Origin of the sequence: Nitrospirillum amazonense (assembly GCF_007828045.1) — a bacterium.
GTDB lineage: Bacteria > Pseudomonadota > Alphaproteobacteria > Azospirillales > Azospirillaceae > Nitrospirillum > Nitrospirillum amazonense_C.
This window is the reverse complement of record NZ_VITN01000002.1, coordinates 1-14341: the sequence shown is the minus strand read 5'-3', so window position 1 is coordinate 14341 and position 14341 is coordinate 1. Positions and strand designations below refer to the sequence as shown.

The window sequence follows — 14341 nt, the reverse complement described above, 5'->3', positions numbered from 1 at the left end:
CGTCACACATTTGCCAAGATCCTCACCTGAGACGTCGTTGGCGGACGGTTGCCACAAGCCCAAATCAAAAAGCCGGCCATCCCGCGATGACCGGCTTCAGCCGAAAACCAAATTGCCGGGCGTTCAGGCAAACAGGTCCATCATGCTGCCCATCAGCTTCTGCGTGCCCGTCTGGCCGATGGTCCAATTCTTCATGGTGGTGATCTGATCGCTCAGGGCGCCGGAGATCGCGGCGGCGCTGGACGAGATCGCCGCGGTGGAGGACGCGGCGTTGATCGTCGTGGTGTAGTCCTTGGAATAGTCGCCGGCGGCGACCTGGACACCGTAGTTCACCTTCTGGGTCAGCTTGACGCCGGTGGCGCGCGATATCTTCAGCACATAGGTGCCGGAGTCCAGCGACTGCTGGCCGTTGACCATGGCGTTGTAGGCGTCATACGCCTTGCCGGACTTGCTGTCGCTATCCGCCATGACGACGCCGCTCTTGGTCATGACCTGAACCCGGGTCTGATCCAGATTCAATTGACCGAGGTTGATGGCGCCTTTGCGGGCCAGCTTGAAGCTGAGGTAATCGGCCTGGTCCCCGGCGGCAAGGCTGCCGAAGCCGTTCACGCGCGTCTGGCCTTTGGTCACCGTGCCGATGTCGGTGGCCGAGGCGACGGTGTTGTATTGCGACTTCGACACGGACTTGGTGAAGTCCTGCGGTGTGCCGATGGCATTGGAGGTTTGGGCCGAGCCCTGGGCGGCGATGGCATCGTTCTGGGCCGCCAACTGCGACTGGATTTGCGCCAGCTGCGCGAACACCGAGGCGTTCGAACTGGCGCCGGCCGAGGCTGCGGTTGTTGCGACGTTGCTCACGGGAACGATCCCCATTGCCGGTTCCCGCATCCACGCGGGAGAGAGTGGTCCTGATTACCTTGCAACAGTCTGCGGACTGAAAACATAAAATGCAAGATATTTCCGGTGATAACCGTCGCGGCGTCTTATTTTCCGCGCCCGTTTTGGCGCCGCCGCCCGTTTAGATCGATATGTTGAACTTGCCCACACCACCCGCTGCCACGCCTGGGGCCATGCCGGGGCGCTGCGCCCCAGGGCCGGCCGCCGGCGGTGTCATCATGGGCGCGCGCGAGGCCGTTCCGGCGTGTGCGGCGGCAGGTGCGGTCGCATCGACCGGACGCTGCGACAGGCCGGCGGCGATGTTGCGATTGATGTCGATCAGCGAGTGCAACTTGGTGACATCCAGGTCACCCAGCCGTTCGAAGGTCTGGCGATCGACGATCAGGGACAACACCAGGATCTTCTCACGCAAATCCTTGGGCAGGGGGCAGTCCGGCTCCGCCATCGAGGATTGGAAGATGGTCCACAGGCGCTGGTTCAGTGACAGCGCCTGGCGCAGGGGTTCGGGATTCTCAGGCGTCTGCGCCGCCAGCATCAGCCGGCGCGCAGCTTCCGTCAGGCCCCAGGCTTCGATATCGCGGGGATTGTCCGACGCGGGACGGTTGGTATATCCGGCCGAAGGCTTCATCAGATCACGTGATCCCTGGCTAACTCGTTTCCGGGCGGCGGGTCCGCGACACCGTCCGGCGTGCCGGCCCGGGGATGTTCCCGCAGGCAGGTCGACGACGGACGGGACGGTGCCGATGCCGCCCTCTACCTTCACCGGAGGGGTCCCATCCTCTAGGGGAACGCCTCCGGGCCTTCTCATTCCCGACCGCCCACCGGGGCGGTTCCGCATCACTGGCTACCTCTTTATGGCTACCCAAGGTGGGGTCCCATACACGAGGCGTATGCCAATAATGCCGACTTGCAAGTATCCCATACTCATTTGGGACCGGCAACCCGGCAACAAATGCCGGCCTGCGCCCATTCCCGGGCCCCGCACCTGCTAGTGTTGCAAGGGGTGGGCCAGGAATTGGGGGCAGTCGCTGCCGTCCTCGAGAGACGTGTTTAAGGTAAAAAGGTAAAGATATTTTGAAGCCCGCGCCGGGGACCGGGCGGCGGCTCAAGGTGTGCCGTAGGCCTCCACGATGGGAATGCGCGCCGCGCGCCAGGCCGGGAACACGCCGCCCACCAGGCCCACCACCAGGGCCAGGATGATGCCCTGCAGGGCGACCGCCGGTGTCAGGTGGAAGGTGAAGACGATCTGGGAAAAGCTGGCGCCCGACAAGGTGGAGCCTGTCAGCCCGTCGAACAATACCCAGGTGACCAGCGTGCCGACGATTCCGCCCATCAGCGCCAGCACCAGGCTTTCCAGCAGGGTCCCGATGAAGGAGGAGGTGCCGCTGAAGCCGATGCAGCGCAGGGTGGCGATCTCCTGCGCGCGGGCCGCCACTGAGCTGTACATGGTGTTCAGGGCGCCGGCCAGGGCGCCGAAGGCCATGGCGATGGCCAGCGGCCACCCCAGTTTCTGGATCAGGTCGGAGGTGCGGCTGGCCTGCTGCGCGTAATAGTCGGCCTCCGTCGTCACGTCCAGCTTCAGCTGCGGGTCGTTGGCGGCGTAGTCCGACAGGGTCTTCAGGGCGTCCGGGCCCGTCAGGCGGGCACGGATGGACTGGAAGACGTTCTGGCGGTGGAACAGGTCCTGCACCTCGGGCGTGTCGGCCCACAGTTCGGATTCGAAGACGCTGCCGCCCAATTCAAAGGCGCCGACCACCAGCCAATTGCTGTTGCCCAGCTTGACGGTGTTCCCCACGTTCAGGCCCGCGAAATCCTTCTGCAGGGCCCGGCCCACCATCAGCTCATTGGTGCCCGGCTTGAACGCGCGGCCTTCCACGATCTTCAGGTCAGGTCGCACGGCGATGCCGGCGGGCCCCAGGCCGCGCAGGGTGAGGTTGGAGCGGGGGGCCTTCTTCAGGTTGCCGTCAGCCGGCACGGCCGTCTTCTTGACGCCATCGACGATGACGTAGAGTTCGGGCGACACCAGAGGTTTGCCGTCCGCGTCCTTCATGACGCCCGGCGCCTCCTCGATCAGGCGCGCCTGGTCGCGGGTGACGCCGCTGTTCAGTTCCGCCTGCGACCCCGCCCGCATCAGGATGGCCATGTCCTTGGCACCCGTGCCGCGCAGGGTCTGCTGGAAGCCCGCCGCCATGGCCAGGAAGGCCAGCAGCACGGTCACCACCAGCCCGACCGCGACCACCGTGGAGAAGGAGGCCCAGAAGCGTTGCGGGATGCTTTTAATGCAGATGGTGGTGACCACCGCGATCTCGTTGAACACGCGCATGACGGTCGTTCCTTCAGAGCGGCGGGCGGGTCACAGGCGCCCGAGGGCGGTGACGATGTTCAGGCGCAGTGCGTTCCAGGCCGGCAAGAAGCCGGTGATCACCCCGAGAAGCAGCATGAAGGTCAGGCCCAGGCCGGCGACGGGCAGGGTCAGGGCCAACCCGGGAATGGCGCCCGACGCGGCCTTGGACAGCACCGTCACCAGCAGGCCGGCCACCAAAAGCCCGGGCACGCCGCCCAGCAGGGACAGCAGCACCGATTCCCCCAGCACTTGGCGCCAGATGCGCCAGGAGGGAAAGCCGAGGGTCTTCAGCACGGCGATCTCCTTGGTGCGCTCGCGCACCGCCATCACCATGGTGTTGCCCACGATCATCAGAATGGTGGCGAAGGCCGCCCCCACCACCAGGGTGATGATCAGGGCGATGTTGCCCAGCTGGGCCAGGAAGGCCTTGCCGAACGCCTTTTCCGACTGGGTGTTGGTTTCCGCGGTGGAGTTGGCGAACAGTTCGTCGATGGTGGCGGCCACCGTTTCATTCACCGCGGCGCTGTCCGTCTCCAGCGTGATCCAGCCGATGGTATCCTTGCCGAAGGTCTTGCTTTCGTTGAAGTTCTCATACTGGAAGATGATGAAGCTGGTGTTGAAGGATTTCCGGGCCGCGTAGGCGATGCCGGCCACGGTCAGTTGCCACGTGTGGCTGCCGTCCGCCTTGTTGGTGAAGATGTTGGAGTTGATTGGGATACGGTCGCCCACCTTCCAGCCGTACTTCGTGGCGATGGCCTCGCCCACCACCATGCTGGTGCGGTCGTGGATGAAGGCCTCGCGCTGGGCGGGATCGATGCGCAGGTCATCGCGATAGATCCGCAGATAGCTTTCGGGGTCGACGGCGAAGGTGCCGATCTGGTTGCGCGCGTCCTGGTAATAGCCGCCGAACCAGTTGGCGAAGGTGACGTTCTTCACGCCCTTGATGGCCGCGATCTTGCCGACATAGGCATAGGGCAGGGGCTGGATGAAGGTGATCTTGTTCACCACCACCAGCCGGTTGTCGGCCGATGAGTCCACGCCATGCTCGAAGGCGTAGTGGATGCTGCCCAGCACGCCGTAGATGACGAAGGCCACGAAGATGGCCAGCATCATCAGGAAGGTGCGTAGCTTGCGGCGGAACAGGTTGCGCCAAAGCAGATAGAGGTCGCTCATGCCACCAGCTCCCGCTCGGTGAAGCGGCCCTTGTCCAGGTGCAGGGTGCGGCGGGCGTACTTGGCCGCCTCCGGATCATGGGTCACCATGACGATGGTCTTGCCCATTTCCTGGTTCAGCAGCCGCAGCATGGCCAGGATCTCGTCCGCCGTGGTGCGGTCCAGGTCGCCGGTGGGCTCGTCGCACAGCAGCAGCTTGGGGTCGGAGATCAGGGCGCGGGCGATGGCCACGCGCTGCTGCTGGCCGCCCGACATCTCCCGCGGATAATGGTCCGCCCGCTCCGCCAGGCCCACCAGGCTCAGCGCCGCCTCTACCCGCCGCTTGCGCTCCGCCCGGCCGAAGGAGGTGAGCAGCAGGGGCAGTTCCACGTTCCGCGCCGCCGACAGGGTGGGCATCAGGTTGTAGAATTGGAAGATGAAGCCGACATTATGGGCGCGCCAGCGGGCCAGTTGCCCCTCCGTCAGCGTGTCCACCCGGCCGCCGTCGAAGGTGATGCTGCCCTCCGTGGGCTGGTCGATGCCGCCCAGCAGGTTTAGCAGGGTGGTCTTGCCCGAGCCGCTGGGCCCCATCACCGCCACGAAGTCGCCGGCGGGGATGCTGAGGCCCAGGTGGTCGAAGATGGTGATGGTGTCCTTGCCCTTCACGAACCGCTTGGAAACGTCCTGCAGGTGAATCAGCGTCTGGCCCGTCATGGCCTCAGGCTCCCGATTGTGGTCGTGGGACGATGGGATGGGGTGGGGAGGGGGCGGATCAGCCGCCCTTGCCCTCATTCAGAAAGGTCACCTTGGCCGCCATGTTGGGCAGGATGCGGGGATCCTTGACCGCGATGGCCACCCGCACCTTGATGGTGGCCTTCTCCCGGCTGGCGGTGGGGATGATGGCCAGGACCGAGGCCGGCACCTTCCAGTCGGGATAGGCGTCCAGCGTCGCCTCCACCTTCTGGCCGGCGCGGACGCGGGCGATGTTGGCCTCGTTCACCTCCACCTCGAATTCCAGGCTATCCATGTCCACCAGGGTGCACACGCCTGTGCGGGTGAAGCCGCCGGACGACATGGGGGAGATGATTTCACCCGGCTGGGCATTTTTTTCCGTGACCACGCCGGTGAAGGGGGCGCGGACCTGGTAGCGGTCCACCATCTCCGCGTCATAGGCGACGGTGGCGCGGGCGGCGTTCACGTCGGCCTTGGACTTCACCAACTGGGCACGCAGCGAGGCGGCGCGGGCGTCCGCCTTGATCAGGTCGGCCTCGCTGGAGAACTGGCGGCCGGTCAGGGCGCGCGTGCGCTCCAGCGTCTTTTCCGCGTCCACCAGATCCGCCTGGCTGGCCACCACGGCGGCCTCTGCCGAGGCCTGGCGGGCCCGGGCCAGATCCAGGTCGCTGCGGGCCAGCACGTCGTCCAGCGTGGCCAGCACCTGGCCCTTTTGCACCAGCATGCCTTCCTGCACCAGGACCTCACGCACCCGCCCGGTGACATCGGCGGAGACCGTGGCCACCCGCCGCGCCACGACATAGCCGGAGCCGATGAGGTTGCCGCTGCGCACCTCAGAAACCGGGGCGGCGGGCGTTGGCTGGGCCGGACCAGCGGAGGTGCTGGGCGCAGGCTTGGCGGAAACGGCCGCCGGTGCCGGATCGGCACCGCCGAAGTGATGGAGCAGGCCGGCAGACCAGGCGATCCCCGCCGCGACCGCCACAACGGCCACGCCGGCGCCTAGGCCCAGGATAAGGCCGCGCCCACCGCCGCCGCTGCCCTGTCGCGCCGGTGGCGGCGCCGTCCGGTCAATGGCGATGGAGCGCAAAAGCTCCGCTTTGTCCCGCTGCACCTTGGCCCCCGACTGCCACAATCCCCAACAGCATCATAGCGCGCGAGGCGCGCTGTCGCACCACAAATGGTTGATCTGGAAGGCAAGCTGCACGCGAGGGCCACTTCTGGAAGGGCGAAGGGGCCACAAATGGCGAAGGGCCGGCGGATCGCTCCGGCCGGCCCTTCATTCGGGAACTGGCGGTCGCCGTCAGATGGCGGCGCCGTCCACCAGGTCGGCATCCTCATCGAAGCGGGACAGCAGCGTGAAGATGTGGTTGGCCGCCTGCTCGGCGGTCATGGCCTGGGTGTCGATGCGCACATCGGGCGACTCTGGCGGCTCATAGGGGCTGTCGATGCCGGTGAAGTTCGGGATCTTGCCGGCGCGCGCCTTGGCGTACAGGCCCTTCACATCCCGCCCCTCGGCCACCGCCAGGGGCGTGTCCACGAACACCTCCAGGAACTCGCCCGGGCCCAGCAGCTCGCGGGCCATGCGCCGTTCCGCGCGGTAGGGGGAGATGAAGGAGACCAGGACGATCAGTCCGGCATCGATCATCAGCTTGGACACCTCGGCGACGCGGCGGATGTTCTCCACCCGATCGGCGTCGGTGAAGCTCAGGTCGCGGTTCAGGCCGTGGCGGACGTTGTCGCCGTCCAGCAGCATGGTGTGGCGGCCATGGGCGTGCAGCTTCTTTTCCACCAGGTTGGCGATGGTGGACTTGCCGGCGCCGGACAGGCCCGTGAACCACAGCACGCGCGGACGCTGGCCCTTCATCTGCGAGCGGGCGCGCTTGTCCACGTCCAGCACCTGCCAGGGCACGGTGCGCACGATGGCGGACCGGATGAGGCCGGCGGCCACCGTCTCATTGGTCAGGCGGTCGATCAGGATGAAACCGCCCGTGTCGCGATTGTTGCGATAGACGTCGAAAGCGATGGCCTGGTCCAGGCTCAAGGTCGCCAGCCCCACTTCGTTCAGGCTCAGCGTCTTGGTCGCCAGCTGTTCCAGGGTGTTGACGTTGATCTTGTGCTTCAGCGTCGCCACCGTGGCCGGCACCGACTTGGTGCCCAGCTTTAGGATATAGGGGCGACCGGGCAGCAGCGGCGCCTCCGACATCCATACCAGCGTCGCCTCCATCTGGTCGGCTGCCTCGGCGGCCTCATCCAGGGTGGAGAGGATGTCGCCGCGGCTGATGTCGATCTCGTCCGTCAGGGTGAGGGTGACGGATTGGCCGGCCACGGCCAAGGGTAGGTCGCCGTCATGGGTGACGATGCGGGCCACCCGGCTTTCCTGCCCCGACGGCAGGACGCGGATGCGGTCGCCCGGGCGCACCGTGCCGGCGGCGATGGTGCCGGCATAGCCGCGGAAGTCCAGGTTGGGGCGGTTCACCCATTGCACCGGCAGGCGGAAAGGCTGGCTCGCGCGCAGGTCCGCGACCTCGACCGTCTCCAGATGGCCGATCAGCGTGGGCCCCTGGTACCAGGGCATGGCGTCGGTCAGGGTGGTGACGTTGTCGCCCTTCAGCGCCGACAGCGGGATGGCCTGGATGTCGGTCAGGTCCAGCTGGCGGGCGAAGGCGCGGTATTCCGCGACGACGCGGTCGAAGACGGCCTGGTCATAGCCCATCAGGTCCATCTTGTTGACGGCCAGCACGATCTTGCGGATGCCGAGCAGGGAGACCAGGAAGCTGTGGCGCCGCGTCTGGGACAGCACACCCTTGCGCGCGTCGATCAGGATGATGGCGAGGTCGGCGGTGGATGCGCCGGTGACCATGTTGCGCGTGTACTGCTCATGGCCGGGCGTGTCGGCCACGATGAACTTGCGCCGGTCGGTGTTGAAGAAGCGATAGGCGACGTCGATGGTGATGCCCTGCTCCCGCTCCGCCGACAGGCCATCGACCAGCAGGGCGAAGTCCAGGTCGCCGCCCTGGGTGCCCACCTTGCGGCTGTCGGCCTCCAGGGTCGCCAACTGGTCCTCGAACAGCATCTTGCTGTCGTACAGCAGGCGGCCGATCAGGGTGCTCTTGCCGTCGTCGACGCTGCCGCAGGTGATGAAGCGCAGCAGGCTCTTGGACTGCTGGGCCGCGAGGTAGCGCTCAATCTCGGACACGCCCGCCTCCAGCGTCTCGGGCAGGGGGGTATCGGGGGCCATCAGAAGTACCCTTCCTGCTTCTTCTGTTCCATGGAGGCGCCGCCGTCGCGGTCGATCACGCGGCCCTGGCGCTCCGACGTGCGGGCCAGCAGCATTTCGCGGATGATGGCGGGCAGGCTGTCGGCGTCGCTGTCGATGGCGCCGGTCAGCGGGTAGCAGCCCAGGGTGCGGAAGCGCACGCGGCGCATCTGCGGCATCTCCCCGGGCTTCATGGGCAGGCGGTCGTCATCGACCATGATCAGGGCGCCGTCACGCTCCACCACCGGCCGTTCGGCGGCGAAGTACAGCGGCACGATGGGGATGTTTTCCAGATAGATGTATTCCCAGATGTCCAGCTCGGTCCAGTTGGACAGGGGGAAAACGCGGATGCTCTCGCCCTTGTTCTTGCGCGCGTTGTACAGCTGCCAGAGCTCGGGGCGCTGATTCTTGGGATCCCAGCGGTGTTGCTCGTTGCGGAAGCTGAAGATGCGCTCCTTGGCGCGGCTCTTCTCCTCGTCGCGGCGGGCGCCGCCGAACGCGGCGTCGAAGCCGTAACGGTCCAACGCCTGCTTCAGCGCTTCCGTCTTCATCACCTGGGTATGGATGGCGGAGCCGTGGGTGAAGGGGCCGATGCCCCGCGCCAAGCCTTCCGGGTTGGTGTGCACCAGCAGGTCCAGGCCCAGATCCGCCGCCCGTTGGTCGCGGAAGGCGATCATCTCGCGGAACTTCCAGGTGGTGTCCACGTGCAGCAGGGGGAAAGGCGGCTTGGCCGGGTAGAAGGCCTTCATCGCCAGGTGCAGCATCACCGCGCTGTCCTTGCCGATGGAATAAAGCATCACCGGGTTCTGCGTTTCGGCCACCACTTCCCGCAGGATGTGGATGCTTTCCGCCTCAAGCCGCTGGAGATGGGTCAGCCGGGGGGCCGAAAGGGGGCCGGCAAGCGATACGGGAAGGGGGGAGGGGGGCTGTATGATGCTGTCCAACACTGCCGCGTCTTTCACGTCAATCACTCTGTCCGTCACGCCTAGGCCGCCGTCTTATACGGCTAACAGTCTAATCCGCCTGCGGGTTGCACGCCAACGGACACGCTGCTGGTCGGCTATTTCCTCAATACCCTGTCAACAGACGTATAAAGGAAACTTTCACAGCGGGCATTGCGATTATGGAATTGCTGTGAGGGCGAAAAATACCTGGATGAATGCGTAATAAATAACACGCCAACGGTGTATTTTTTGTTAACGGTCGAAGATGGGCGCAATTCCTGGGAAAACCTAGGTTAAGGCAGTCCCGTTCAGTCCGCCGTTTCCAGGAAGCGTCGCCTCAGCGCCTGCCAAGATTGAGGCCCTATGGTGCCGATCAGGTCCCCTAGGGCCCGGGCGCGATCGGCGTCGCCGGCATCGCAGGCGAACTGAAGCTGGCGTGCGGCCTCCTCCAGCCGTCTTAATCCACAATTCCCCGCCGTGGAAATAAGGTCATGGGCCTGCTGTCCCAAGGTATGCAGGTCGGTCCTGTCATCTGCGGCCGCCAGACTCGCCACCCTGTCCACCCGGGTCGCGCCGTTGCCGATGAAATCACGCACCAGCCGGTCAAAGGCGCCGGGGCCCGCCACCGGTTGCAGGCGGCCCAGAATCGCCTCCTCCAGCAGCGGCAGATCAGTCATGGCGTTCGCTGCCGCTGGCATCGGTTCCGGCACCGCGACAGGTTCGGGGGCGGGGGCCTTCATCCCTGTGGCGGCCGCCTCTCCGGCGCGGGACCAGTCGTCGACCACCTGCAGGATCTGCTGTTGACGGAAGGGCTTATAGACGCAATCGTCCATGCCGGCGGCGGCGTAGTCGGCGCTCATCCCCGCCATGGCATTGGCGGTCATGGCCAGGATGGGGGTACGGGCCCGGCCTTCCGCCGCCTCTGCCGCCCGGATGCGGCGCGTGGCCTCCATGCCATCCATCACCGGCATCTGCACGTCCATGAGCACGATGTCGTAGCGGTCGCGGGCGCAGGCCGCCACCGCCTGCGCACCGTCCTCCACCACGGTGACCATGTAACCCGCCTTGCGCAGCATCAGGCTCGCCACCGCCTGGTTGGTGGGGTTGTCCTCCACCACCAGCACGCGGCGGCCCTGGCCGTCCGGCGCCGTTTCCGCCGCCGCCGGCTGGGGCGCGCAGGGCGGCATCAGGCAGCCAAAGGCGCGCGCCACCGCCTCGTTCAGGGACAGGCGGCGCACTGGCTTGGCCAGTAGGGCGTCATAGCGGGCATCGACCGTTGTCTGATCCGGTTCGATGGAACTGACCAGGATGACGCGCAGGTCCTGGAATCGGGCATCGGCGCGCACCCTGGCCACCACCTCGGGCCCGTTGAGGCCCGGCATGCGGTTGTCGATCAGCAGGATGTCATAGGGGTCGCCGCCGCCCGCCGCCGACCACAGCCGCGCCAGCGCGGTTTCACCGTCCGGCGCCTCATCCACACGCAGGCCCAGGTCGAAGCTGAGGTTGTGGGTGAGGATCAGGCGGTTCATGGCCAGGTCATCGACCACCAGAGCGTGGCGGCCGCGCACGCTTTCCAGCGAGGGCAGGGGCGCGGCGGCCGGTTCCGCCGGGGCCAGCGGCAATTCGAACCAGAACAGGGACCCTTGGCCCGGCGTGCTTTCCGCCCCGATGTCGCCCCCCATCAGCTCCACCAGCTGCTTGCAGATGGCCAGGCCCAGGCCCGTGCCGCCGAAGCGCCGGGTGACGCTGGCGTCCGCCTGGGTGAATTTCTGAAACAAGCGCCGGGCCTGCTCGTCGCTGAGGCCGATGCCGGTGTCCTGCACAGCGAAGCGCAGGCGCCGCGTGCCGGGCGCGGTGCCGGCCAGGCAGGTGACGACGATGCTGACCCAGCCGCGGTCGGTGAACTTGACGGCGTTGCCGGCCAGGTTCAGCAGCAGCTGCCGCAGGCGGGTGGGATCGCCGCGCCAGTGCCGCCGCGCTTCCTCCACCACCAGCACGCCCAGCTCGATACCCTTGTCGCGGGCACGGGGCGCCAGGATGGCGGCCACCCCCTCCACCAGATCGCCCAGATCGAAGGACAGGTTCTCCAGGTCGACCTTGCCCGCCTCAAGCTTGGAGATGTCCAGGATGTCGTTGATGACCCCCAGCAGGGCATCGGCGCTGTCGCGGATGGTCTCGGCGTAGCCGCGCTGCTCGGTGGTGAGGCCGCTGGTGTCCAGCAGCAGTTGCACCATGCCCACCACGCCGTTCATGGGCGTGCGCACCTCATGGCTCATATTGGCCAGGAACTCGTTCTTGGCCCGGTTGGCCTCCTCCGCCCGCCGCTTTTCCGCGGCCAGGGCGCGGGCGCTCTCGCGCGTTGCCGTAACGTCCCAGTTCACGCCCACGATCTTGATGGCCTGGCCCTTGGCGTCGCGCTCCACCAAGCCGTTGGTCTTGATGTGGCGGATGGTGCCATCGGGCAGGCGGATGCGGAACTCCGTATCCAGGGGCACCTCGCCGCGGACGGCCGCCTGCACTTCCGCCTGCATGCGGCCCAGATCCTCCGCATGGCAGCGGGACTGCCAGGTGGCGAAAGTCAGGGGGCGGGACGTGTCCGGGTCGACGCCGTACATCTGGAACATGCGCTCGTCCCAGACCAGCTCCTGCGTCGCCAGATCGTATTCCCATACGCCGATGCCGCCGGCCCGCGTCGCCAGGGTCAGGCGTTTGCCGGCGGCCATCAGCTTGGTGTTGATGGCGCTCAGTTCCCGCGTCATGCCCTCGGCGATGGCCGTGGCGCGGGCGCGAACCAGGTGCAAATTGGCGGTCAACGCCGCCAGCATGAGCGAAATGAAGGCCAGGCTGGCGGCGGCCATTGCTGCCCCCGCCTGGCCGGCGGTGGCGAAACTGGCCGCCCGCGACCACGCCAAGGTCAAGGCGTGACCGGCCTCATCCACGCGGCTCACCTGGTCCGGGGCGCCCAGGCCCGAGGCCTTGAGGCCCACGCGCGCGGCCAGCCGGCCCCCCAGGGTGTCGGGCGTGATCTTGCGGTACAGCAGGGCGTCGGGCCGCATCTCGCCGCCGTCGTACACGGCGACGTTGACCTCATCCACCCTGTCGCGCAGCGCCTCGCGGAAGAACACCTCGGAAATGAAGGGGGCATAGATCCAGCACTGCAGGGCGCGGCGGCGCTGCGCCACCGTGTCCAGCGGCTTGCCCGGCGTATAGACGGGAATGAAATAGAGGAAGCCCGCACGCCGCTGCGCGTCCTGCACCAGGATGATGCGCTTGGTCATGGCGGGCTGGCCGGTGTCACGGGCGCGTAAGGCCGCGTCGCGGCGGTTGGCTTCCGTCGCCACGTTCAGCCCCAGGGCGGCCGCGTTGGCGCCCGCCGGCTCAATATAGGTGATGACGTCGTATTCCAGCGCGTCGGCGAAGTCGTCCAGCACCGGTTCGGTGGAGGCGGCGCGCAGCTTGAAGTCAGGCGCGCCGTCGGCCCGGACACGCGCCAGGAAGGCCTCCAGCCCGTCGGTGGGCACGGGATAGACGACGCCGATGCCGTTGATGCCGGGATAGCGGCCATCGATGTTGATGGTGCTGGCGAACGCCCGCCACTGCTCGCGGCCCACGGGCAGGCCGGTGGCGTAGAGGGCGGCGCCGGACTCCAAGGCGTTGGAATAGACCAGCAGGCGTTCGTGGATGCGCGCCATGGCATTGTCCACGATCTTGCCCAGGTGGGCCTCATCGCGGGAGCGGGCGATGTCCGTCCGGTCCAGGAAGACGCCGGTGGCCACCAGGCAGCCCACCAGGAAGACAGCGGATCCCAAGCGCGCCGACTGCGGGGGAATGTCGGAGAAGACGATGGCCGTCAGGGCAAACGTCGCCAGCATGGCCTGCATGTTCAGCAGGCTTTCGTTCAGGGTGGCATCCATGAATGGGCCGATGCCGGCGATCGTGCCCAGCACATAGACCGTGGCCGCCGCCAGAACCACCAGGTGGGCCGCCGCCGGGCCGTAGCGGCGGGCGGCCAGCAGGATGGCGGGATATAGCAGGAAGATGCCCAGCGCCGCGGCCGAGCCCAACAGCGTCCGCGCCACGGGCAGGAAGGGTAGGGTCAGGGCCGCCACCGTCAGCCCCAGCACAGGCATCAGGCCGCTGAACAGCGTCGCCCACAAGTGGGCGGGGCGCCAGTCGGCGGCCTTGGCCTCCCGCAGGGCCACCAGCAGGGCGGTGATGATCAGGATGCCCAGCGCATCGCCCGTCCACCAGGTGATCCAGATGGCGCCCAGGTTCACGTCCCAGGACAGGTTGCCCGCCACCAGCAGGGCGCTGACCCCGATGGTGGCGCTGCAAACAGGCGCCAGGATGGCGGCCAGGCCATGGGCGGCGGCGCGGGAAACCTGCAGCCTTTCCTTGTCGATGCCATCGATGCGCGTGAACAGCAGGGCGCCCAGCACCGCCTCGCCCGTGTTGCCCAACGCGATGAAGGTCGCCGTCAGGGGGCCCACGCCGGGGGTGAGCAGGTTGGCGACGAAGGCGCCGATGAGGACGAAGGGCCAGGCGCCCCGGCCGAAGATCAGCAGGCCCGCCACAGCCAGGCCGGAGGCGGGCCACACCGGGCTGGCGCTGTCGCTCAGACTGGCCAGGGCCAGGCCCAGACGTGCCGTGCCCAGATATGCCGCCGCCAGGAGCAGGACCTTGAACGAAGTCGCCAGGGCGTGCCCCGGGAGTGGACGCATGACGCCGCCTGTCTTCACGTGCGCGCCTTCGCCCGCACCCCTTACGGCCGACAAGTCTACCGGCATGGGCCGGGTGATAGAAGCCGTGCAATCGGGGGGATCGGGTAGGGGGAAGGTTCACACCTCCCCCCTCCCACACCACCGTACGTACGGTTCCGTATACGGCGGTTCATGAAGCGTGGTTTAGGCGTTGATGGGTCGTCATGAGGGATGGCAGGCCGAGGGTGTCGAAGAAGGATTTGCGGTAGGCGTCGTTCATGTGGCTGGCCCCGGCATTCCACCAGGGGCCGCGTCCGTTG

Annotated in this window: 9 protein-coding genes; all 9 read right to left on the bottom strand. The window is 67.0% G+C overall.

Annotated features, from left to right (window positions below; all coding sequences use genetic code 11):
- Positions 1-123: 123 nt before the first annotated feature.
- Positions 124-855 (bottom strand): hypothetical protein, encoded by a 732-nt coding sequence (locus FBZ89_RS02600; protein ID WP_145748501.1) that lies wholly within the window; start codon positions 853-855, stop codon positions 124-126.
- Between the two features lie 160 nt (positions 856-1015).
- Entirely contained in the window at positions 1016-1522 is a 507-nt protein-coding gene (gene flaF, locus FBZ89_RS02595) for a flagellar biosynthesis regulator FlaF (RefSeq protein WP_145748500.1), read from the bottom strand.
- Positions 1523-1999: 477 nt separating this feature from the next.
- Positions 2000-3217, bottom strand: coding sequence for an ABC transporter permease (locus FBZ89_RS02590; protein ID WP_145748499.1), 1218 nt, complete (start codon positions 3215-3217; stop codon positions 2000-2002).
- A gap of 30 nt (positions 3218-3247) precedes the next feature.
- Positions 3248-4411, bottom strand: a complete 1164-nt coding sequence (locus FBZ89_RS02585) for an ABC transporter permease (RefSeq protein WP_145748498.1) — start codon at positions 4409-4411, stop codon at positions 3248-3250.
- A complete protein-coding gene (locus FBZ89_RS02580; protein ID WP_004271350.1) occupies positions 4408-5103 on the bottom strand; it encodes an ABC transporter ATP-binding protein in 696 nt (231 codons plus the stop codon). Before FBZ89_RS02580 ends, FBZ89_RS02585 begins: the two co-directional genes overlap by 4 nt.
- A gap of 58 nt (positions 5104-5161) precedes the next feature.
- Positions 5162-6232, bottom strand: coding sequence for an efflux RND transporter periplasmic adaptor subunit (locus FBZ89_RS02575; RefSeq protein WP_145748497.1), 1071 nt, complete (start codon positions 6230-6232; stop codon positions 5162-5164).
- Positions 6233-6421: 189 nt separating this feature from the next.
- Positions 6422-8359 carry a sulfate adenylyltransferase subunit CysN gene (cysN, locus tag FBZ89_RS02570; protein ID WP_145748496.1) on the bottom strand — a complete coding sequence of 646 codons (1938 nt, stop codon included), beginning with the start codon at positions 8357-8359 and terminating at the stop codon, positions 6422-6424.
- Entirely contained in the window at positions 8359-9252 is an 894-nt protein-coding gene (cysD, locus tag FBZ89_RS02565; RefSeq protein WP_145748951.1) for a sulfate adenylyltransferase subunit CysD, read from the bottom strand. Before cysD ends, cysN begins: the two co-directional genes overlap by 1 nt.
- A gap of 377 nt (positions 9253-9629) precedes the next feature.
- Entirely contained in the window at positions 9630-14042 is a 4413-nt protein-coding gene (locus FBZ89_RS02560) for a CHASE domain-containing protein (RefSeq protein ID WP_186457158.1), read from the bottom strand.
- Positions 14043-14341 lie beyond the last annotated feature (299 nt).

What these genes read in the sequence shown, in the direction of transcription:
- FBZ89_RS02585 (WP_145748498.1), bottom strand. Translation starts at nt 4,411, where the DNA reads ATGAGCGACCTCTATCTGCTTTGGCGCAACCTGTTCCGCCGCAAGCTA.
- flaF (WP_145748500.1), bottom strand. Translation starts at nt 1,522, where the DNA reads ATGAAGCCTTCGGCCGGATATACCAACCGTCCCGCGTCGGACAATCCC.
- FBZ89_RS02580 (WP_004271350.1), bottom strand. Translation starts at nt 5,103, where the DNA reads ATGACGGGCCAGACGCTGATTCACCTGCAGGACGTTTCCAAGCGGTTC.
- FBZ89_RS02590 (WP_145748499.1), bottom strand. Translation starts at nt 3,217, where the DNA reads ATGCGCGTGTTCAACGAGATCGCGGTGGTCACCACCATCTGCATTAAA.
- FBZ89_RS02560 (WP_186457158.1), bottom strand. Translation starts at nt 14,042, where the DNA reads ATGCGTCCACTCCCGGGGCACGCCCTGGCGACTTCGTTCAAGGTCCTG.
- cysN (WP_145748496.1), bottom strand. Translation starts at nt 8,359, where the DNA reads ATGGCCCCCGATACCCCCCTGCCCGAGACGCTGGAGGCGGGCGTGTCC.